Annotated in this window: 5 protein-coding genes; 2 read left to right on the top strand and 3 right to left on the bottom strand. The window is 73.9% G+C overall.

All coding sequences use genetic code 11. The annotated features are described in order from the left end of the window. Nucleotides 1-72: 72 nt before the first annotated feature. Nucleotides 73-1,020, top strand: a complete 948-nt coding sequence (locus ACFU5F_RS17910; RefSeq protein ID WP_383887893.1) for a methionyl-tRNA formyltransferase — start codon at nt 73-75, stop codon at nt 1,018-1,020. Nucleotides 1,021-1,059: 39 nt separating this feature from the next. Here ACFU5F_RS17910 and ACFU5F_RS17905 read toward each other — a convergent pair whose 3' ends face one another. The 3 genes from ACFU5F_RS17905 to ACFU5F_RS17895 all read right to left on the bottom strand — a co-directional run bounded on the left by ACFU5F_RS17905 (nt 1,060) and on the right by ACFU5F_RS17895 (nt 4,498). Then, nucleotides 1,060-1,974: an ABC transporter ATP-binding protein gene (locus ACFU5F_RS17905; protein WP_383887892.1), complete on the bottom strand. Its 915-nt coding sequence runs from the start codon at nt 1,972-1,974 to the stop codon at nt 1,060-1,062. A gap of 4 nt (nt 1,975-1,978) precedes the next feature. Further along, entirely contained in the window at nt 1,979-3,088 is a 1,110-nt protein-coding gene (locus ACFU5F_RS17900; RefSeq protein WP_383887890.1) for a FecCD family ABC transporter permease, read from the bottom strand. A gap of 369 nt (nt 3,089-3,457) precedes the next feature. Next, nucleotides 3,458-4,498 (bottom strand): FecCD family ABC transporter permease, encoded by a 1,041-nt coding sequence (locus ACFU5F_RS17895; RefSeq protein WP_383887889.1) that lies wholly within the window; start codon nt 4,496-4,498, stop codon nt 3,458-3,460. 196 nt (nt 4,499-4,694) lie between these two features. Here ACFU5F_RS17895 and ACFU5F_RS17890 point away from each other — a divergent pair, with 196 nt between their 5' ends. Continuing rightward, entirely contained in the window at nt 4,695-23,654 is an 18,960-nt protein-coding gene (locus tag ACFU5F_RS17890; protein ID WP_383887887.1) for an amino acid adenylation domain-containing protein, read from the top strand. The last annotated feature ends 3 nt before the right edge of the window (nt 23,655-23,657 follow it).

Genomic DNA, 23,657 nt, shown 5'->3' with positions numbered 1-23,657 from the left:
AACACCGCCTCCCCCAGCAGAGACATGTTAGATAAGGTAAGCCTTACCTAGCAACGGTTGAGGAGGGCTCATATGCGGATCGCCATGTTCGGATACCAGACGTGGGGACACCGGACGCTGCGTGCGCTGCTGGATTCCGGACACGATGTGGTACTCGTCGTCACCCATCCCCAGAGCGATCACGCGTACGAGAAGATCTGGAACGACTCGGTCGCCGATCTCGCCGAACAGCACGGTGTACCGGTGCTGTTGCGCAACCGGCCGGGCGACGAGGAGCTGCTGCGCGCACTCAAGGAGGCCGATCCGGACCTCATCGTGGCCAACAACTGGCGGACCTGGCTGCCGCCCGAGATCTTCGACCTGCCGGCGCACGGCACGCTCAACATCCATGACTCGCTGCTCCCGACGTACGCGGGGTTCTCCCCGCTCATCTGGGCGCTCATCAACGGCGAGCAGGAGGTCGGCGTCACCGCCCACCGCATGGACGGCGAACTCGACATGGGCGACGTGCTGTTGCAGCGTTCGGTGGCGGTCGGGCCGAAGGACACGGCGACGGACCTGTTCCACCGCACGGTCGACCTGATCGGGCCGTTGGTCACGGACTCACTCGAACTCATCGACTCCGGCAGGGCCGTGTGGACGCCGCAGGACCGCTCCCGGTCGAGTTTCTTCCACAAGCGGTCCCTGGAGGACAGCCGGATCGACTGGACCTGGCCCGCCGAGGACCTGGAGCGCTTCGTCCGGGCGCAGTCCGACCCGTACCCCAACGCCTTCACCCACCACCGGGGCGAGCGGATCCGGATCGTCGCCGCCTCCGTCTCCGAGGGTCGCTACGGCGGCACGCCGGGTCGGATCTTCATCCGGGAGGGCGACGGGGTCGTGATCGTGGCGGGTGCCGACGCCCGCTCCGGGCGGCTGCCGGGACTGGTGGTCGAGCGGGTGCGGACGGAGGACGGCACGGAGTACGCGGCGACGGACTACTTCCGCACGATGGGTGGTTATCTGACGGCCCGCCCGTGACGGGCCGTCGGTGAGGCAGGGGGCGTCGGCGGCCGCGGGTCAGCCGGCGGCGCCCGACACGGGCACCGCGGCCTTCGCCGCATCCGCGCCGGTGCCCTCGTGGTGACGGCCCATCGGGATGACCAGGGGGGTACGGCTGACGGGGTCCTCGCCGACGACGCAGCGCAGCCCGAAGACGTCCTCGACCGTCGCGGCGGTGATGACGTCGGCGGGGGCGCCCTCGCCCGCGATGCGCCCGCCCTTCATGGCGATGATGTGGTCGGCGTACCGGCAGGCCTGGTTGAGGTCGTGCAGGACCATGACGACGGTGCGGCCCTGGTTCCGGTTGAGGTCGGTGACCAGGTCGAGGACGTCGATCTGGTGGGCGAGGTCGAGGTACGTCGTCGGCTCGTCCAGCAGCATCACGGGGGTGCCCTGGGCGACGGCCATGGCGATCCAGGCCCGTTGGCGCTGTCCGCCGGAGAGTTCGTCGACGGGCCGGTGCGCCAGGTCGGTCATCGCGGTCGCCCGCAGCGCCTCGTGCACGGCCTCCTCGTCGCTGCGCGACCACTGCCGCCACCAGGTCTGGTGCGGTGAACGCCCCCGCCCCACCAGGTCGACGACCGTCAGCCCCTCGGGGGCCACGGGCGTCTGCGGGAGGATGCCGAGCTTCTGTGCGAGGGTCCGGGTCGCCATGGTGTGCACCGCGCGGCCGTCGAGGTGGACGGCACCGGCCTTGGGTGTGAGCAGCCGCGCCAGCGCGCGCAACAGGGTGGACTTGCCGCAGGCGTTGGCGCCGACGATGGCCGTGACGCGGCCGGTGGGGATGACCAGGTCGAGGCCGTCGACGACGATCCGGTCGTCGTAGGCCAGGCGCAGACCCTCGGCGCGCAGTTCGGGCCCGTCGGCACGGTCGCCGGCGGACGCGTCCGCGCGGGCCTCGCGCTCCGCGGCCGGTTCGTACTTCGATGACACGTCTTCAGCCTCCTGAACCGGCGCGGTTGGCGCGGATGAGCAGCCACAGCAGGACGGGGGCGCCGAGCACCCCGGTGACGATCCCGACCGGGAGTTCCGTGCCCGGGACGATCTTCCGGGCGGCGAGGTCGGACACGAGCACCATCACGGCACCGGTGAGGCCCGCCGCGAGGGGTGGCGGGAACGGGGTGCCGGCCAGGCGCTGGGCGATCTGGGGCGCGGCGAGGGCCACGAAGGCGATCGGGCCGGCGGTCGCGGTACCGAAGGCGACGAGTCCGACCGAGATGAGCAGGACGGCCACCCGGACGATGTGGACCCGGGTGCCGAGGCCCCTGGCGACGTCGTCCCCGAGCTGGAGCACGCGGATCTGCCGGCCGAGCAGTACGGCCGGGGGCACGAGCACGGCCATGGTGAGGGCGAGCGGGCCGATCTGGTCCCAGGTCCGGCCGTTGAGGTTGCCGACGAGCCAGCCGAGGGCGGCCTGCGCCTGGAAACGCTGGCCGCGGGCCAGGAGGTAGTCGGTGATGCTGGTGCAGACCCAGGAGACGCCGATACCGACGAGGACGATGCGGTAGCCGGTGGTGCCGCGTTTCCAGGCCAGGACGTACACCAGCAGCCCGGCGGCCAACGCGCCCAGCAGGCCCAGGGCCTGGGTGCCGAGGCCGCCGTCCCAGCCGAGGACGATCCCGGCGACGACCACCGCGCCCGCGCCCTGGGTGATGCCGATCATGTCGGGGCTGGCCAGCGGGTTGAGCGTCACGGTCTGGAGCAGGGCCCCCGAGATGCCGAACGCGATGCCGACGAGCAGTCCGGCCAGGGCACGCGGCAGCCGCAGCTCGTGGACGATCAGCTCGGTGCCGGGGTCGCCCGTGCCCACGAGGGCCTTCAGTACTTCGGTGAGCGGCAGGTCGATGTCGCCGACGGAGGTCTCCACGGCGAACGCGAGGAACGCGGCGGCGGCGAGCAGCAGGGAGACGGCCAGCAGCCGGGGCCGTACGACACCGGAGACGGGCGGCATCGGAAGCCGGAAGGCGAGACGGTCGGCCGTTCGCCGCCGGGCAGCCGCCTCCGCGCCGCCCTTGGCGGGCGGCACGGGCACGAGGTCGGTCGTCATCGGCTCACCACTCCACGGCTCCGGTCTTCATGGGGCATCGTCACCACGGTTTCGCAGGCGGGGAGTCGGCTAGGGCCCTTCTGACGGGTCTCCGTGGGAGAAGGAGCGGCGTTCGGTGCGTGCTCTCGGCGTGCCGGGAGGAAGACCTCGTACTGGACGTACGTGGGCTTTGGCCCGGTGCGGCGAGAGGGCGTGCCGGGCGTCGCGACGCCGCGGAGATCCGTCGGCAGGGCCCTGAGCGAGAGGTCGGCGGTCACGGGTCGGCGACGCGCGCGGGCGGCCGTCGCGGGTCGGCGGGATTCCCGAGACCCGGCGGTCACGGACCGGGTGTCCGCCGGAGGCCGACACCTCCCCCGTCGAGGCGTCATCTCACAGCTCCGCGAGGCGTCGGCGGCGTACCAGGGCGATGAAGAAGGGGCCGCCGAGGAAGGCGACGAGGATGCCCGCCTGGATCTCGGTCGGGCGGGCGATCAGGCGGCCGGCGATGTCGGCGGCCAGCAGGAGGCAGGGGGCGAGGACGGCCGACAGGGGCAGCAGCCAGCGGTGGTCCGGGCCGATACCGGCCAGTTGGGCGAGGACGCGGGCGATGTGCGGGACGACCAGGCCGACGAAGACGACGGGTCCGATGACGGCGACCGCTCCGCCGGTGAGGAGGGTGACGGCGACGACACCCTGGACTCGGATCAGCCCGAGCTTGAGACCGAGCGACTTCGCCACGTCGTCGCCGAGCGCGAGGCTGTTGAGGGCCGGGGCGCAGGCGAGGGCGAGGAGCGCGCCGACGGCCAGGAACGGCAGGACGCGCAGCAGGACCCCCTCGTCCTGGTCGGCGAGCGAGCCGGCGCTCCAGAACCGGTACCGGTTCAGGGCGTCCGGGTCGGTGAGCGCGATGGCGCTGGTCAGCGAGAACAGCAGGGAGGTCACGGCGACCCCGGCCAGGGCGAGCTTCACCGGGGTGGAGCCGGACCGGCCGAGTCCGCCCAGGAGGTACACCAGGACGCTGGCGGCGAACGCGCCGCCGAAGGCGAACCAGATGTAGCCGTACACCGACGAGATGCCGAGCACACCGACCGAGAGGACCACCGCGAAGGCGGCGCCCGCGCTGACGCCGAGGATGCCGGGGTCGGCGAGCGGATTGCGGGTCAGCGCCTGCATCAGCGCGCCGGAGAGACCGAGGGCGGCGCCGGTGGCGAGTCCGAGCGCGGTGCGCGGCAGGCGTACGGACCAGATGACGGTGTCGACACGGGCGCTCGGGGCGTCGCCGAGCAGGGTGTGCCCCACCTGGTCGAGGGGGACGCCGAGCGCGCCGAACGCCATCGACAGGGCGCACAGGGTGAGCAGGGCCGCGCCCGAGAGCGTCAGCAGCAGTGCCGCGCGGGGGCCTTTCGCCGCCCGGACCGAAGAGGTCCCCACGTCTTCAACTTTCTTTGATGAGGCTTGCCTTAACTGTAGGGCGAGTGCGGGTCGAACTGTAGGGCCTCGGTGGATTGCCGTCCCGCCCTCGGGGCAACCCTCACCAGGAGACGCTGTGAATTAGGTAACCCTTACCTTAGTATGTCGGCGACCCGGCTCAGAACCGGACCCCGACCTGGTGGGAAGGCTCACTGCTGTGTGCGGTACCGAGGAAGTCCTGGCCTACTGGCGGCGGCTGCTGACATCGCCGCCGCTCGAGATCTCACTGCCCGCCGACCGGCCTCACCCGCCCCACCCCCTGCCCGAACGCGACACCCGCGTACGGGTGGACGTCCCGGACGCTCCCGACGCCGTACATCTGGCCGCCTTCGTCGCCCTGCTGCACCGCTACACCGGGGCGACGGACCTGACCGTGGGCCATGACGGGCTCCCGCTGCGGGTGTCCGTCGAGCACGACCCCTCGTTCGCCGAGCTGGTGCGGCGCGTGACGCAGGCGCACGAGGAGGCGGAGACCCACCGGGTGCCGGTCGGGCTGCTGGTCGAGGAGCTGCGGCCCCGGCCGACGCGCGGCGGCGGCCTGTTCTTCAACACGGCCCTCGCCACCCGCGCACGGCCCGTCGGCGACCTGCCCGGCCCGGTCGACGTGCTGCTGGAGGTCGGCGAGGGCTCCGCCCGGGCCGCGTACCACCCCGGCGTCTTCGACGCCACGACGATCGAACGGCTCCTCGGCCACTACCGCACGCTCCTCGCCGACGCACTCGCCCGGCCCGAGACCCCGGTCGCCCGCCTGGACCTGATGAGCCCCGAGGAGTACCGCCAGGTCGTCCTCGCCTGGAACGACACCGCGCACGCGGTGCCGGCGGACACCTGGCCGGCGATGTTCGCCGAGCAGGTGCGGCAGCGGCCGGACGCCGTGGCGCTGGTCTTCGAGGACGAGGAACTCACCTACGCGGAGCTGGACGCGCGCGCCAACCGCCTGGCGCACGCGCTGCTCGCGCGGGGCGCGGGCCCCGAGCGGATCGTCGCCCTGGCCCTGCCGCGCTCGGCCGAGCTGATCGTGGCGGAGGTGGCCGTCCTCAAGGCGGGCGCCGCCTACCTGCCGATCGACCACGACTACCCGGCGGACCGCATCGCGTACATGCTGGGCGACGCGCGGCCCGTCTGCCTGGTGACGACCGTGCAGACCGCGCGGGACCTTCCCGGCCCCGCCGACGGCATGACCGTCCTGGAGCTGGACACGCCCGCCACGACGGCCGAGTTGGCCGGGCGTCCCGACCATGATCCCGCCGAGGCGGACCGCGGCGGACCGCTCACCGTCCTGAACGCCGCCTACGTCATCTACACCTCCGGCTCGACCGGCCGCCCCAAGGGCGTCACGCTCTCCCACGGCGGGGTGGCGAAGCTGGTGGCCACGCAGAGCGAGAGGTTCGGCATCGGCCCGCACAGCCGGGTGCTGCAGTTCGCCTCCCCGAGCTTCGACGTCGCCTTCTGGGACCTCTGCCTCGGGCTGCTGTCCGGCGGTCGGCTCGTCGTCGTGCCCGCGGAGCTGCGGGTGCCGGGTGCGCCGCTCGCCGACTACGCGAACGCACACGGCATCACCTTCATGATCCTGCCGCCGGCGCTGCTCGCCGCCATGCCCGAGGACGTCGAACTGCCGCCGACCGCCACGCTGTTGGCGGGCACCGAGCGGGTCTCCCCCGAGCTGGTGGGGCGGTACGCGCGCGGGCGGATGATGTTCAACGCGTACGGCCCGACCGAGGCCACCACCAACTCCACGCTCGGACTGTGCGACCCGGACATCCCGGCCGGGGCGATCGTCCCCATCGGTGTGCCCGACCCGGGCACCCGGGCGTACGTCCTGGACACGTACCTGCGGCCGGTTCCCGCCGGGGTCACGGGTGAGCTGTATCTCGGGGGCGCGGGCCTGGCCCGGGGTTACCTGGGCCGCCCGGACCTGACCGCCGAGCGCTTCGTCGCGGACCCGTTCGGGGAGCCCGGCGAGCGGCTCTACCGCACCGGCGACCTGGTCCGCCGACGGGCCGACGGGCGGCTGGAGTTCCTCGGGCGCGCCGACGCCCAGGTGAAGATCCGCGGGTTCCGGATCGAGCCGGGCGAGATCGAGTCGGTGCTGCGCGGCCACCCTGCCGTCGACCAGGTCACCGTGATCGTCCGCGAGGACCGGCCCGGCGACCGCCGCCTCGCCGCCTACGTCGTCCCCGCCCTCGACGCGCAGCACGACGCGGACCCGGACGAACGCGTCGAGGAGTGGAAGGAACTGCACGAACTGCTCTACGGGGCCGCCGGCAGCGAGGACTCGGGCGGGGCGCAGCCCGAGGATTCCGGCCTCCGTGAGAATTTCGCGGGCTGGAACAGCATGTACGACGGCACGCCGATCCCCGTCGAGGAGATGCGCGAGTGGCGGGCTGCGACCGTCGAGCGCATCCGTGAACTCGGCACCGGACAAAAGGTGCTGGAGATCGGCGTCGGCAGCGGGCTGATCCTGTCCCGGATCGCGCCCGAGTCCGAGGCGTACTGGGGCACCGACCTCTCGCCGGCGGCCGTCGCGGCCCTGCGCGCCCAGGTCGACACCGATCCGGAGCTGGCCGCGAAGGTCGAACTGCGGGCCCGGCCGGCCCATGACACCGACGGGCTGCCCGCCGGGTACTTCGACACCGTCGTCATCAACTCCGTCGCCCAGTACTTCCCCAGCGAGGAGTACCTGGCAGACGTCCTGCGTCAGGTGTCGGGGCTGCTGGCCCCCGGCGGCCGGATCTTCGTCGGCGACGTCCGCAATCTGCGGCTGCTGCGCACGCTGCGCGCCGCCGTGGAGACCCGTCGGACGACCGGCGGTGACGAGGCGGACAAGAGCGCGCTGCGGACGGCCGTCGAGCAGTCGGTGCGCTGGGAGGGCGAACTCCTGCTCGACCCGGACTTCTTCGCGGCCCTGGAAGGCTTCGACGCGGAGATCCGCGTCAAGCGGGCCACGCACCACAACGAGCTGAGCCGGTACCGGTACGACGTCGTCCTGCGCCCGGGGGCCCCGACGGCCGCCCGGGAGCTGCCGGAGCTCGACTGGGCGACGGCCGGCGGGCTCGCCGGACTGGCCGAGCTGCTGACCGGTCGGCCGGACGGGCTCCGCGTCACCGGTGTGCCCAACGCACGCCTCGCGGACGATCTGGCGGACCTGCGGCGGCTGGAGGGCAGCAGCCGGGAGGCGGCTTCCGGCGCCGACCCCGAGGACCTGTGGGCCCTGGCGGCCGAGCACGGCTACCGGGCGGCGCTCACCTGGAACGGGAACGCCGACGACGGCGCGTTCGACGCCGTGCTCGTCCTGGACGGGCCCTTCGGACCCCTGTACCGGACGGCCGGCGCCTATCCCCACGCCAACCGGCCGGCCCCCTTCCGTGACGTGACCGCGCTCATGCGGACGCTGCGCGGACACGCGGCCGAGTGGCTGCCCGACTACATGGTCCCCGCGGCCTTCGTGCCGCTGCACGCCCTGCCGGTCACGCCCAGCGGCAAGATCGACGCACGCGCCCTGCCCGCCCCGGACTACGCGACCATGAGCTCCGGCCGCCCCCCGCGCACCCCCCGCGAGAAGCTGCTGTGCTCGCTGTACGCCGAGGTGCTGGGGCTGGAGTCCGTGACGGCCGAGGACGACTTCCTCGCGCTCGGCGGCGACAGCATCAGCGCCATCCAACTCCTCATCCGTGCCCGGGAGTCGGGCCTCAGACTGACCACCCGTGAGGTGTTCCGGCACCGTACGGTGGAGGCGCTGGCGCAGGCCGCCGTCGAGCGGGTCGCCGAGCGCCCCGCCGACGAGCCTCTGGTGGAGGCCGACGAGGCCGAACTCGCGGAGATCCAGGGCACGCACCCGCTGCCGGTCGAGGAGCTGCTGCCGCTCACCCCACTCCAGCAGGGCTTCTTCTTCCACGCCCTCACCGGGGGCGACGGGGACACCTATGTCGTCCAGCAGGTGCTGGACCTCGCAGGCCCCGTCGACGCCTCCCTGCTGCGCCGGGCCGCTCAGCACCTCCTGGACCGGCACGCCCCGCTGCGGGCCGCGTTCCGGCAGCGCCCGGACGGCACCCCGGTGCAGATCATCACGCGGCACGCCGAACTGCCCTGGCGGGAGGTCGACCTGTCCGCGCAGGACGGCGAGGTCCGCGAGTCACTGGGCGACGCGGTGGCCGCGGACGAACGCGCCCGGGGCTTCGACCTGGCCGCGCCGCCCCTGCTGCGCTGCGCCCTGGTCCGCCTCGGCGGGGAGCGCAGCCGCCTCGTTCTGACGTTCCATCACATCGTGGCGGACGGCTGGTCCTTGCCGGTGCTGCACCGTGAACTGATGGCGTCCTACGGCACCGACGCACCCCCGCTCCCTTCCGTGGCCCCCTACCGCGGCTTCCTGCGCCGCCTGGCCGGGCAGGACCGCGACGCGGCCCGTACCGTCTGGCGCGACGCGCTCGCCGGACTGGACGAGCCGACACGGCTGGTCGGCGACCCCGCCGACACGGCACCCGTTCGTCCGGAGCACGTCCGGGTGGAGCTTTCCGAACGGACGACCGCGCGGCTCACCGAGCGGGCCCGCGAGTACGGGATCACCCTCGGCACGGTCGTCCAGGGCGCCTGGGGTCTGCTGCTCGGCAGGCTGACCGGCCGGGACGACGTGGTGTTCGGCACCACGGTCTCCGGGCGCGACGGCGAGGTCGAGGGCATCGCCTCGATGGTGGGCCTCTTCATCAACACCCTGCCGACCCGCTTCCGTTGGAGCCCGCGCGAGTCGCTGGGGACGCTGCTCGTCCGGCTCCAGGAGGAGCAGGCCCGGCTGCTGGACCACCAGCACCTCGGTCTCGCCGAGATCCAGCGGCTCTCCGGGCACGCGGGCTCCGGCGAACTCTTCGACACCCTCGTCGTGTTCGAGAACTACCCGGCCGAGACCGACCTGCGGGACGCCTCGGGCGCCGTCCGCATCACCGGCGACGCCTTCCACGACGCCGTGCACTACCCCCTCGCCCTCGTCGTGAAGCCCGGCCGGCGGCTCGACCTGCGGCTCAAACACCACGCGGAACGCCTCGGCGGCGACACCGCGCGCACGCTGGGCGACCGGCTGGCCCGAGTCCTGGAGGCCATCGCCGAGGCACCGGACCGCGCGGCCGCCACCGTCGACCTTCTCTCCCCCGACGAGGCCCTGCACGCCCACCCCGCCGGCGAGGAACGCCCCGTACCGGGGACCACCCTGGCGGAGGGCTTCGCGGCGCAGGTCGCCCGGACGCCCGACGCGACCGCCGTCGTGTTCGAGGGCGAGCGGCTGAGCTACGCCGAACTGGACGCACGCGCCGATGAGTTGGCGATACGCCTGCGCGGCAGGGGCGCCCGGCCGGGCACCTTCGTGGCGGTCGCCGTGCCGCGTTCGGCGGAGCTGATGGTGGCGCTGCTGGGCGTCCTGAAGTCGGGGGCCGCCTATCTGCCGGTGGACCTGGACTATCCGGCGGACCGGGTGACCCACATGCTCGCCGACTCGGGCGCCACGACCGTGGTCACCCTGTCGGCCACGGCCGCCCGCCTGCCCGGGGAGACCGTGCCTTCGGTACTGCTGCTCGACGCCGCCGACGGCGAACCCCCCGCCGGGGAGCCCACGGCCCCCGCACTCCCCGACGACCCCGCCTACCTCATCTACACCTCCGGTTCGACCGGTCTGCCCAAGGGCGTGGTCGTCACCCACCGTGCCATCGTGAACCGGCTCGCCTGGACGCAGGGCGCGTACGGGCTCGGCTCCGACGACCGGGTGCTGCAGAAGACGCCGTCCAGCTTCGACGTGTCCGTGTGGGAGTTCTTCTGGCCGCTCCTCGAAGGCGCGACCGTGGTGCTCGCCCGCCCGGACGGCCACCGCGACCCCGCCTACCTGGCCGGTCTCGTCCGCGAACAGGCCGTCACCACCCTGCACTTCGTGCCGTCGATGCTGGAGGCCTTCCTGCAGCACGACGAGGTCACCGGCGACCCCGCCTGGTCGGCGTCGCTGCGCCGGGTGCTCAGCAGCGGCGAGGCGCTCTCCGTCGCCGCCGCGAGCCGCTGGCACGCGCTGACGGGCGTACCGCTGCACAACCTCTACGGCCCGACCGAGGCGGCCGTCGACGTCACGTACCACCCGTACGCCCCCGACGAGGACCACGGCACCGCGGTGCCCATCGGGCGTCCCGTGTGGAACACCGGCCTGCGGGTCCTGGACACCTGTCTGCGGCCCGTCCCCGACGGCGTCCCCGGTGAGCTGTACCTGACCGGCGTCCAGCTCGCCCGTGGCTACCACGCCCGCCCCGCACTGACCGCCGAGCGGTTCACCGCCGACCCGTACGGGCGGCCCGGCAGCCGGATGTACCGCACCGGTGACCTGGTCAGACGGCGCGAGGACGGGGTGATCGAGTACCTGGGCCGTACGGACCGGCAGGTCAAGCTGCGCGGCAACCGGATCGAACTCGGCGAGGTCGAGGCGGCGCTCGTCCGGCTGCCGGAGATCGCGCAGGCCGCGGTGACGGTACGGGACGACGCCCTCGTCGCCTACGTCGTGCCCGCCCCGGGCGCCGCAGCCGAGGTCGGCGATCTCCGCGAGAGCATCACCGGCTCGCTCCCCTCCCCCATGGTGCCGAGCGCCTGGGTGGTGCTCGACGCCCTGCCGCTCACGCCGAGCGGCAAGCTGGACCGGGCGGCGCTGCCCGCCCCGCAGGCCGTTCGCGGCACCGTCACCCGTGCGCCGGGCGACCCCCGGGAGCAGCTGCTCGTCGAGATCTTCGCCGCCGTGCTGAAGCTCGCCGAGGTCGGTGTCGACGACGACTTCTTCCTGCTCGGCGGGGACAGCATCAGCTCGATCGCCGTCTCCAGCCGGGCCCGCCGCGCGGGTCTGGCGATCGGACCGCGCGAGGTGTTCGAGCACCGCACCCCGGCGGCACTCGCGGCGACGGCCGCCCTCGACGAGCCGGCCGCCGGGGAGACCCCCGCCGAGTCCGCGTTCGCGCTGACCGAGGAGGAGCGGGAACGGGTCGAGCGGCTCGCCCCGGGCCGGATCGAGGACGTGTGGCCCCTCGCCCCGCTCCAGGAGGGCCTGTTCTTCCACTCGAACTTCGACGCCGGCTCCCTGGACGTCTACACGGTCCACGAATCCTTCGACTTCGCCGACCGCGTGGACGCCGAGCGGCTGACGGCGGCCGTACGCGCCCTGCTGGCCCGCAACCCCGGCCTGCGGGCCGGGTTCACCAGCGAGGGGCTGCGCCGGCCGGTGCAGTTCATCGTGCGGGACGCGGCGATCCCGCTGACCGAGGTGGACCTCGTGGGGCTCCCGGCCGCCGAACAGGACCGGCGGATGCGGGAGTTGCTGGAGGACTCGCGTGCCCGCCGTTTCGACCTCACCCGGCCCCTCCTCTTCCGCATGCTGCTCGTCCGGCTAGGCGAGGAGCGCGGCGACCGGCTGATCGTCGGCCGTCATCTGATCCTGTGGGACGGCTGGTCGGCCTGGCTGTTCCTGGACCAGCTGTTCGCGCTGTACGAGAGCGGCGGCGACCCCGCGGACCTCGCCCGCCCCGGCTCGTACCGCGACTACCTGACCTGGCTGGAACGGCAGGACGACACCGAGGCCACCCGGGCCTGGCGGGCGGCCCTGTCCGGTTTCGAGGAGCCCACGCTGCTGGTGCCGGCCGCCTCCGACCGGGGTCAGGAGCCGGTGATCCCGGAGCAGCTGGACGCCGTGCTGGAGGAGCGGGTCGCCGAGCGGCTGCGCGACCTCGCGCGGGGCCACGGTCTGACCCTCAACACCGTGCTCAACGCGGCCTGGGGTCTGGTCCTGGCCGGCGCGACCGGGCGTACCGACGTCGCGTTCGGTACGACGGTCGCCGGGCGGCCCACCGAGGTGCCGGACGTCGAGAACGTCATCGGCATGTTCCTGAACACCGTGCCCGCGCGCATCGCCTTCGACCCGCGCGAGCCGGTCCTCGGTCTGCTGCGCCGGATCCAGGGCGAACGGCTGGAGGTCATGCCGTACGAGCACCTGGGTCTGGGTGTGCTGCAGGCCGAGTCGGGCCACCGGCGACTGTTCGACACGCTGTTCGTGCTGCGCAACGCCGACACCGACGAGCGGCTGGCCGAACTGCGCGAGCGGCACGGCGCGACGGCCGTGGCCAACGTGGACGCCACGCACTACCCGGCCAACCTGGTCGTCACTCCCGGCGAGCGGGTCAGGGCGACGCTCGCCTACCGGCCCGACCTGCTGGACGGCGCCCATGCCCAGAGCCTGTTGGACCGCTTCGTGCTCCTGGTCGGCCGTCTCGTGGCCGACCCGCACGCACCCGTCGGCTCGCTGGACTCCCTGCTGCCCGCCGAGGCCGCCGCGCTCGCCCGCGAGGAGGCCGGACAGCGGCAGCCCGTGCCGCACGAGACGGTGGCGGACATGCTCGCCGCGCAGGCCGCCCGGACCCCGGACGAGACCGCCCTCGTCTTCGGCGCGCAGACCCTGACCTACGCCGAACTCGACGCCCGCTGCGACCGCATGGCCCGGCTGCTGATCGCCCGGGGCGCCGGACCCGAGAAGGTGATCGCGCTCGGGCTGCCGCGCTCGATCGACATGGTGGTGGCGCTGTTCGCGGTGCTGCGCACGGGGTCGGCGTATCTGCCGCTGGAGCTGGACCACCCGGCCGACCGGCTGGCGCTGATGCTGGCGGACGCCCGGCCGCTGCTGCTGCTGTCCACGGCGGCCGTGTCGGCGACGCTGACGGGCGACACGCCGCGCGTGCTGCTCGACGACCCGGCGGTGGCGGCCGAACTGGCCTCCTTCCCGGCCGGCCCGGTGTCGGTGACCTTCAGCCTGGACCACCCGGCGTACGTCATCTACACCTCCGGGTCGACCGGTCGTCCCAAGGGTGTCGTCACGCCGTATCTCGGCCTCACGAACATGCAGCTCAACCACCAGAAGGAGATCTTCGCCCCGGCGATCGCGTCGGCGGGCGGGCGGCGGCTGCGGATCGCGCACACCGTGTCGTTCGCGTTCGACATGTCCTGGGAGGAGCTGCTGTGGCTCGTCGAGGGGCATGAGGTGCACGTCTGCGACGAGGAGCTGCGGCGGGACGCGACCGCGCTGGTGGCGTACTGCGAGGAACACCGCGTCGACGTGGTGAACGTGACGCCGACCTACGCCCATCTCCTGCTGGAGGAGGGGCTGTTGGAGGGGCACCGGCCGCCGCTGGTGCTGCTCGGCGGCGAGGCCGTCACCGAGACGGTGTGGAACACGCTGCGGGACACGGAGGGGACGTACGGCTACAACCTGTACGGCCCGACCGAGTACACGATCAACACGCTCGGCGGCGGCACGCAGGACAGTGCCACACCGACCGTCGGCAAGCCCATCCGCGCCACCCGCGCCCGTGTCCTCGACACCTGGCTGCGGCCGGTGCCGGACGGGGTGGCGGGCGAGCTGTACATCGCGGGTGTGGGTCTGGCGCGCGGTTACCTCGACCGGCCGGGCCTGACCGCCGAGCGGTTCGTGGCCGACCCGTACGGGCAGCCGGGCGAGCGCATGTACCGCACCGGTGACCTCGTACGACGCCGCCCGGACGGCAACCTGGACTTCCTCGGCCGTACCGACGACCAGGTCAAGATCCGCGGCTACCGCGTGGAGCTGGGCGAGATCGAGACCGCGCTCGTCCAGCACCCCGAGGTGTCCCGGGCCGCCGTCGTCGCCCGCGACGACACCTCCGCGCCCGGCACCAAGCGGCTGGTCGGCTATGTCGTCCCCGCCGAACCCGACGCCGAGGCACGGGAGTCGGCCGAGCGGGAGCAGATCGGTGAGTGGCGGGAGATCTACTCCGCCGAGTACGCCGAGATCGGCACCGCGCTGTTCACCGAGGACTTCGCGGGCTGGGACAGCTCCTACGACGGCGCCCCCATCCCCGTGGAGCACATGCGGGAGTGGCGCGAAGCCACCGTGGAGCGCATCCGGGAGCTCGCGCCGCGCCGGATCCTGGAGATCGGCGTCGGCTCGGGCCTGCTGCTGTCGAAGCTCGCGCCGGACGCCGAGGCGTACTGGGCGACCGACTTCGCCGCACCCGTGATCCGCAAGCTCACCGAGGGCGTCAAGAGCGACCCCGTGCTGGCGGGGAAAGTCGAACTGCGCTGCCGCCCCGCCGAGGTGACCGACGGGCTGCCCACCGGCTACTTCGACACGATCGTCATCAACTCCGTCGTCCAGTACTTCCCGAGCCTGGACCACCTCCACCAGGTGATCCGGGGCGCGCTGGACCTGCTGGCGCCCGGCGGCGCCCTGTTCCTCGGTGACGTCCGCGACCTGCGGCAGGCCCGGGTGTTCCAGGCCGGCATCCAGGCAGCTCGCGCCGACGCGGACACCGCGCCCGACGGCCTGCGCCGGGCCGTGGAGCGCGGTCTCGCCCTGGAGAAGGAACTCCTCGTCGACCCGGACTGGTTCACCACCCTCGGCGTCGGCGTCGACCTGCGCACGAAGGCGGGCCGTCACCACAACGAGCTGACCCGCTACCGGTACGACGTGGTGCTGTACGAGGGGGAAGCCGGGCTCTCCCTGGACGGTGTGCCGACGGTCGCCTGGACCGGACGGGACGCGCTCCTCGCCCGGCTGGACGGCAGCGGGCCGCTCCGGGTGCGGGGCGTCCCGGACGCCCGCACCGCCGGTGACCTGGCCGGACTGCGCGCCCTGGACTCCGGCCGACCGACGGCCGTCGCGGCGACGGGCGTGGAGCCGGAGGACCTGCGCGACACCGCCGAGGCGCACGGCTACCGGCTGCTCACCACCTGGTCCGCCGAACCGGGCTCCTACGAGGCCGTCTTCGTGCCCGAGGACCCGACCCCCGGCACGGACACCGGTACCGGCACCTCTCGCACGGCGGGCCTGTACCGGCCGCGCGCCGACCGGGCCGACGACGCCCCGTACGCCAACACGCCGGCCGCCGGACGCGGCCACGCCGCGCTGATCCGGCGGCTGCGCGACGACCTCGGGCAGCGGCTGCCCGGCTACATGGTGCCCGCCGCCTTCGTGGTCCTGCCCGGGCTGCCGATGAACGACAACGGCAAGCTCGACGTCCGCGCCCTGCCGGACGCCGAGCCGGCGGTCGCCCTGTCGGCCGGACGCGGCCCGCGCACCCCCGTCGAGGAGGTGCTGTGCCGGCTGTTCGCCGAGGTGCTGGGGTTGCCCCGCACCGGCGCGGAGGACAACTTCTTCGATCTGGGCGGCCATTCGCTGCTCGCCACCCGGCTGATCAGCCGGGCCCGCACCGAGCTGGGCGCCGAACTGGCCATCCGTGACCTGTTCGAGGCGCCCACCCCGGAGACGCTGGCCCTGCGGGCGGCCACCGGGCAGCCGGCCCGCCCCGTGCTGGAGCCCGCCGCCGAACGGCCCGCCCGCATCCCGCTCTCCGCCGCCCAGCGCCGGCTGTGGCTCGTGGAGCGGATCACCGGGGACGGGGTCGCGTACAACTTCCCGCTCGTGTTCCGGCTCCGGGGCGCCCTGGACCTGGACGCCCTGCGCGCCGCCCTGCGCGATGTGACGGATCGTCACGAGGCGCTGCGGACACGGTTCGTGGAGGCGGACGGGGAGCCGTACCAGTGGATCGCGGCGCCCGGTGCGGCAGAGCCGGAGTTCCGGCTGACCGAGGGTACCGAGAGCGGGCTCGTACAGTGGACCGAGGAGGCCCAGCGTCGCCCGTTCGACCTGGGCACCGAACTGCCGGTGCGCGCCGAGGTGTTGCGGCTCGGGACGGACGACCACGTGGTGGCCGTCGTCCTGCACCACATCACCACCGACGAGTGGTCCGACCGGCCGTTCCTCGCCGACCTGCACCGCGCGTACACGGCCCGCGCCGCGGGCGCCGCACCCCGGTGGGCTCCGCTGCCGGTGCAGTACGCCGACTACACCCTCTGGCAGGAGCGTCTGCTCGCCGAGGTGGAGGAGGGGCAGCTCGCCTACTGGACGGACGTCCTGAGCGGGCTCCCGGCGGAGATCCCGCTGCCCCTGGACCGGCCGGGGGCGCCCCGTGCCACCGGACGGGGGGCCGTGGTCCGTGCCACGCTCCCGGGCTCCACCGGGGACGCGCTGCGCGACCTCGCCGGCGCCCACCAGGTCAGTATGTTCATGCTGTTCCAGGCCGCCACGGCGGCGCTGCTGCACCGTCTCGGTGCCGGGGACGACATCCCGCTCGGCGCGCCCATCGCGGGCCGCACCGACAGCGCGGTGGACGACCTGGTCGGCTTCTTCGTCAACACGCTGGTGCTGCGCACCGACCTGTCCGGCGCCCCCTCCTTCGAGGCGCTCCTCGGCCGGGTGCGGGAGGCGGCCCTGGCCGCGTTCGAGCACCAGGACGTGCCGTTCGACCGGGTCGTCGAGGCCGTCAACCCGGTCCGGACCGCCGACCGCAACCCCCTCTTCCAGGTCATGCTCGGCTACCACCACCGGCCCGACGGCGACCCGGAGCTGTTCGGGCTGCCCACCGAGTGGTTCGACATGGACAACGGCATGGCCAAGTTCGACCTGGACTTCACCTTCGTCGACCACGGCCCCGGCCGGGACATGGCCCTGCTGCTGGAGTACGCCACCGATCTCACCGACGAGCCGACCGCCGCCGGGCTCGCCGGACGGCTGCTGCGGCTGCTGGAGCGGGTCGCCGCGGAGCCGCGACGCCCGCTGCGCTCCCTCGGAGTCCTCACCGACGAGGAGGAGACGGCCGTCGCCGGTGTCTGGAACGACACCGCCAGGCCCCTGGAGACCCGGTCCGTCCCGGAGATCCTCGACGAGGTCGTCCGCTCCCGGCCCGACGCGCCCGCTCTCACCACGGGGACCTCCCGGCTCACCTTCCGTGAACTGGGCGAGCGCGTGGACGCCGTGGCCCGGCTGCTGCTCGGCCGGGGCGCCGCCGCCGAGCGCGTGGTCGGCCTCGCCCTGCCCCGGCACCTGATGGTCCCGGCGCTGCTGGGCGTCCTGAAGTCCGGTGCCGCCTACCTGCCGCTCGACCCCGAACACCCCACCGAGCGGCTGGAGTTCATGCTCCGCGACGCGGCGCCGCTGTGCGTGCTCAGCACGGCGGAGCTGGCGGCGAAGCTGCCGGAGGGGGCCCCGGTCGTCCTGATCGACGACCTGGCCCCGAACGAGGGGGAGGCACCGGCCGTCGCGCTCCCGGCGCCGACCGGCACCGCGTACGTCATCTTCACCTCGGGTTCCACCGGCACCCCCAAGGGCGTCGTCGGCACCCACCGCGGCCTGAGCAACCTCTTCGCCGCCCACCGGGACGATCTGATCCGGCCCGCCGAGCGCTCCCTCGGCCGGGAGCGGCTGCGGGCGGTGCACGCGGCCTCGTTCAGCTTCGACGGTTCCTGGGAGCCGCTGCTCTGGCTGCTCGCCGGACACGAGCTGCATGTCGTCGACGAGGCCGTGATGGCCGACCCGGGCGCGCTGCTCGCCCACCTCGGCCGGGCGGACATCGACTTCCTCGACGTCACCCCGACCTACCTCCGCGAACTGATCCACCACGGGTTCCTGGAGCCCGGCGCCCACCTCCCCGGCGTGATCGCCGTGGGCGGCGAGGCGACCCCGGCCCCGCTGTGGGAGCGGCTGTGCGCCCTGCCCGGTACCCAGGTCCACGACCTGTACGGGCCGACCGAGAGCGCGGTCGACGCCTACGGCTGGCACAGCGACGCCACCGGCCGCTGGGCAGCGCCGCTGGACAACATCCGCGCCCATGTCCTGGACGAGCTGCTGCGGCCCGTCCCCGTGGGGGTCACCGGTGAGCTGTACCTCGCCGGTGAGGGCCTGGCTCGGGGCTACCTCAACCGTCCGGGGCTGACCGCCGAGAGGTTCACGGCGGACCCCTCCGGCGCGCCCGGCAGCCGGATGTACCGCACGGGCGACCTGGTCCGGCGCCGCCGGGACGGCTCACTGGAGTTCCTGGGCCGCGCCGACGACCAGGTCAAACTGCGTGGCTTCCGCATCGAACCCGGCGAGATCGAGGCGCTGCTCGCCCGCCACCCCGACGTGGCCACGGCCGCCGTGGTGGTCCGCGAGGACACGCCCGGGGTGCGCCGGCTCGTCGCGTACGTCCTGCCGGCCGCCGGGCGCACCCCGGAGCCGGCGGAACTGCGCGGCCACGCGGCCGGGGCGCTGCCCGCGCACATGGTGCCGAGCGCCTTCGTCACGGTGCCCGCGCTGCCGCGCACGGTCGCGGGCAAGCTCGACGCGAAGGCGCTCCCCGCGCCCGACCTCGGTGCGCCCGTCTCCGGCCGCAGGCCGCGCACCCCGCGCGAGGACCTGCTGTGCGAGGCGTTCGCCACGGTCCTCGGTGTGCCCGAGGTCGGCGTCGACGACGACTTCTTCGCGCTCGGCGGCCACTCGCTGCTCGCGATGCGCCTGACCGCCCGCGTCCGGGCCACGCTCGGCGCCGAGGTGTCGCTGCGCACCGTCTTCGACGCCCCGACACCGGCGCGGCTCGCCGGTCACCTGAGGGGCGCCGCCGACGCGGGCGCGACCCGCCCGGCCCTGACGGTCCGGCCGCGACCCGAACGGCTGCCGCTGTCCTCCGCACAGCAGCGGCTGTGGGTGCTGTACCAGGTGGAGGGTCCCAGTGCCACGTACAACATCCCCTCGGCCTGGCGGCTGACGGGCGCGCTGGACGTGGCGGCGCTGCGGGCCGCCGTGCACGATGTGGTGGTCCGGCACGAGACGCTGCGCACGGTCTTCCCCGACGACGAGGGCCGGGCCCACCAGCTGGTGCTGGCGCCCGACGAGGTCCGCGTCCCGTTCGAGGTCGTCGACACCGACGAGGAGCTGCTGCCGGAACTGCTGGCGGAGGCGGGCGCGTACGGCTTCGCGCTGGACCGTGAACTCCCGCTGCGGGTGACTGTGTTCCGCACGGGTGAGGAGGAGTGGACGGTCCTGGTGCTCATGCACCACATCGCGGGTGACGAGTGGTCGGAGGGCCCGTTCGACCGGGACCTCGCGCTCGCCTACGCCGCCCGTACGGCCGGACGCGCCCCCGAGTGGGAGCCGCTGCCGGTGCAGTACGCCGACTACACGCTGTGGCAGCGGGACGTCCTCGGCGACGAGAAGGACGAGGACAGCCTCGCGGCTCGGCAGCTCGCGTACTGGAAGCGGGCGCTGGCCGGGCTGCCCGAGGAGCTGGCACTGCCGGTGGACCGGGCCCGCCCGCTGGAGTCCACCCACCGGGGCGGCTCCGCCGATCTGTCGCTGGACGGCGAACTCGCCGCCGCCCTGCACGCGTTGGCCCGTGACAACGGGGTCAGTGTGTTCATGGTGCTCCAGGCGGCCGTGGCGGGCCTCCTCTCGCGGCTCGGGGCGGGGCACGACATCCCGATCGGCAGTCCGATCTCCGGGCGCACCGACGCCCATCTGGACGACCTGGTCGGGTTCTTCCTCAACACGCTGGTGCTGCGTACCGACACCTCCGGGAACCCGACGTTCCGGGAGCTGCTCGGCCGGGTCAGGGAGACCGACCTGGCCGCGTTCGACCACCAGGACGTGCCCTTCGAGCGGCTGGTGGAGGTGGTCAACCCGGCCCGGTCGCTCGCCCGTCACCCGCTGTTCCAGGTGATGGTCGTGTACCTGGCGTCGGGCGGTGACGACACCGGACTGCCCGGGCTGGACACCCGCCGGGACGACGTGGCGCAGACGACCGCCAAGTTCGACCTGTCCTTCGACTTCGTGGAACGCGGCGACGGCAGCGGGGTGGACGGCGTCCTGGAGTACAGCGCCGACCTGTTCGACCACGCCACCGCCCAGTCGTTCGCGGACCGGCTGCTGCGGGTCCTGCGTGCCGTGACCGCCGACCCGGACACGGCACTCGGCAGCGTCGACATCCTCGGCGCGGACGAGCGGGCCCGTCTCGTCGGTGGCTGGCACGGCAGGCCCGCCGCCGGGGCGCCGACCACCGTTCCCGCCCTGTTCGAGGAGCGGGTACGCCGGCACGGTGAGCTGCCCGCCGCCGCGTCCGACGGGACGGAGCTGACGTTCGCCGGACTCAACGCGGACGCCAACCGGCTGGCCCGGCTGCTGGTGGCGGCGGGCGCCGGTCCGGAGCGGTTCGTGGCGCTCGCGCTGCCGCGCACCGCGCATTTCCTCACGGCCGTCCTCGCGGTCCACAAGGCGGGCGCCGGCTATCTGCCGCTCGACCCGGACGCCCCGCCGGAGCGCACGGCCGACGTCCTCGCCGACGCCCGGCCGGTGCTGACCCTGACCACCCGCGACCTGGCCGCGACCCTGCCGCCCGGCACCGCACCGCTGGTGCTGGACGACCGGGACACCGGGGCACGGCTCGCGGAGCAGGACTCCTCCGACCTCACCGACGCCGACCGCACCGCCCCGCTGACGCCCCGCCACCCGGCGTACGTCATCTACACCTCGGGCTCCACCGGCCGCCCCAAGGGCGTGGTGATCACCCACGAGACGCTCGGCAACCTGTTCCACAGCCACCGCGAGACGCTGTACGCGCCGGCGGTGGAGGCGGCGGGACGGCGGCATCTGCGGGTCGGGCACGCCTGGTCGTTCTTCTTCGACGCGTCCTGGCAGCCCCAGTTGTGGCTGCTGGACGGGCACTGCGTGCACGTGCTGTCGGAGGAGGTCCGGCGTGATGCGGAGCTGGTCACCGAAGCCGTGCACCGGCACCGGTTCGACTTCCTGGAGGTCACCCCGTCGTTCTTCACGCAGATGGCCGACAGCGGGCTGCTGCGGGACGGCGAGTGCCCGCTCGCGGTCGTCGGCGTCGGCGGCGAGGCGGTCCCCGTCGCGCTGTGGCAGCGGCTGTCGCAGCTGCCCGGCACCGAGGCGTTCAACCTGTACGGGCCGACCGAGTCGACCGTGGACGCGCTCGTGGGCCGGGTCCGCGACAGCGAACGGCCGCTCGTGGGGCGGCCGGTGGCCGGCACCCGGGCGTACGTCCTCGACGACCGCCTGCAGCCGTTGCCGCCCGGTGTCCCCGGTGAGCTGTACCTCGCCGGCGGCGGTCTCGCCCGCGGCTACCTGGGCGGCCCCGCCCTGACGGCCGAGCGGTTCGTGGCCGACCCGTTCGGTCCGGCCGGTTCACGGCTGTACCGCACGGGCGACCTGGCCCGCTGGACCGCCGACGGACGGATCGACTACCTCGGCCGCGCCGACGACCAGGTGAAGATCCGCGGTTTCCGGATCGAGCCCGCCGAGATCGAGGCCGCGCTCACCTCCCACCCCGAGGTCGGGCAGGCCCTGGTGACCGTCCACCAGGACGGCCCCCGCAAGCTGCTCGTGGCCTATGTCGTCCCGGCCCCGGACACCGCGCCCGACCCGGCACGGCTGCGCGCCCATGTCGCCGGGCGGCTCCCGGACCACATGGTCCCGGCGGCCGTCGTCGCCCTGGAGCGGTTCCCGCAGCTGGCCAACGGCAAGCTGGACCGGTCCGCGCTGCCCGCGCCCGACTTCACCGCCCTGTCCTCGGGACGGGCGCCCGCGACCCCCGTGGAGGAGCTGCTCTGCACGGTCTTCGCGGAGGTGCTGGGCCTGAGCCGGGTCGGTGTCGACGACGACTTCTTCGCCCTCGGCGGGGACAGCATCGTCGCCATGCAGCTCGTGGGCCGGGCCCGTGCGGCGGGCCTGCGGATCAGTCCGCGGCTGGTGTTCCGCCACCGTACGGTCGCCGCGCTGGGCACGGTCGCCGAGGCGGCCGACGTCCATGCGCCGCGTCCGGCGGACGACGGCACCGGCGGCGTGCCGCTCACCCCGGTCATGCACTGGCTGCGCGAACTGGGCGGTCCCTTCGCCTCGTACCACCAGGCGGCCCTGGTGCGCACCCCGGCGGCGCTGGACCTGCCCGGTCTGACGACCGTGCTCCAGGCGCTCGCCGACCGGCACGACCTGCTCCGGGCCACCCTGGTCCGGCCCTCGCGCGAGGACACCGAGAGGTGGTCGCTGCACGTGCCGCCGGCCGGTACGGTCGACGCGGCCGGCTGGATCGAGCGGGTCGACGTGTCCGGGCTGGACGCGGCGGCGCTGGGCGACGCCGTACGGGAACACACCGCGGCGGCACGGGCGTCGCTCGACCCGGACGCGGGGATCGTGGTCCGGGCGGTGTGGTTCGACGCGGGTGACGCGCCGGGCCGGCTGCTGCTGATGGGCCATCACCTCGTCGTGGACGGCGTGTCCTGGCGGGTGCTGCTGCCCGACCTCGAAGCGGCCTGGCGGGATGTGTCCGCCGGTCGGCCGGTCGGCCTGCTCCCCGTCGAGACGTCGTTCGCCCGCTGGTCCCGGCTCCTCACCGAGCTGGCCCAGGCACCGGAACGGGAGGCCGAACTCCCCCTGTGGGAGGCGATCCTGGACGGCGGCGCGTCCCTGCCGCTCACCCGGGAGCGGGACGCCGACCGCGACACCGCCGCCACCCGGCGCGAGGTCGTGCTCCGGCTGCCCGCCGAGCGGACCGGGCCGCTGCTGTCCGCCGTGCCCGCCGCGTTCGGCGCCGCCGTCAACGACGTGCTGCTCGCCGGTCTGGCCCTCGCCTTCGCCGACCTGCGGCGGCGGAACGGCGGTACGGACACCTCCCTCCTCGTCGACCTCGAAGGCCACGGCCGCGAGGAGGAGCTGGGCGGCGACGGGGTCGATCTCTCCCGTACGGTCGGCTGGTTCACCAGCGTCCACCCGGTCCGGCTCGACGCGGGGCCGGCCGACCCCGCCGACGCCTTCGCCGGGGGTCCGGCCGCCGAGGAGGCCGTACGACGGGTGCGCGAGCATCTGGCGGCGCTGCCCGCGAACGGCGTCGGGTACGGGCTGCTGCGGCACCTCAACGCCCGTACCCGTGAGGTGCTGGCGGCCTATGAGCCGCCGCGCGTGGAGTTCAACTACCTGGGCCGGTTCGGCGTCCCGGAGGAGACGGACTGGTCGTACGCGCCGGAGGAGGACGCGGCGGACATCGGGTCGGAGGGCTCGACGCGGGAGGGCCACGCCCTGGAGATCAACGTGGTGACCGAGGACCGCGCGGACGGGCCGGTCCTGGCCGCGCACTGGTCCTACCTGGAAGGACTGCTGCCGCGCGACACGGTCCAGGATCTCGCCGAGACCTGGTTCCGGGCCCTGGAGGGGCTCGTCGCACGGGCGGAGCGGAACACCGACGCGAGCGACGCGAAGTGAGAG

Origin of the sequence: Streptomyces sp. NPDC057438 (assembly GCF_042802995.1) — a bacterium.
In the GTDB taxonomy this organism is placed as follows: domain Bacteria; phylum Actinomycetota; class Actinomycetes; order Streptomycetales; family Streptomycetaceae; genus Streptomyces.
Note: the sequence above shows the minus strand (reverse complement) of the source record. Positions and strands in the feature narration are given on the sequence as shown.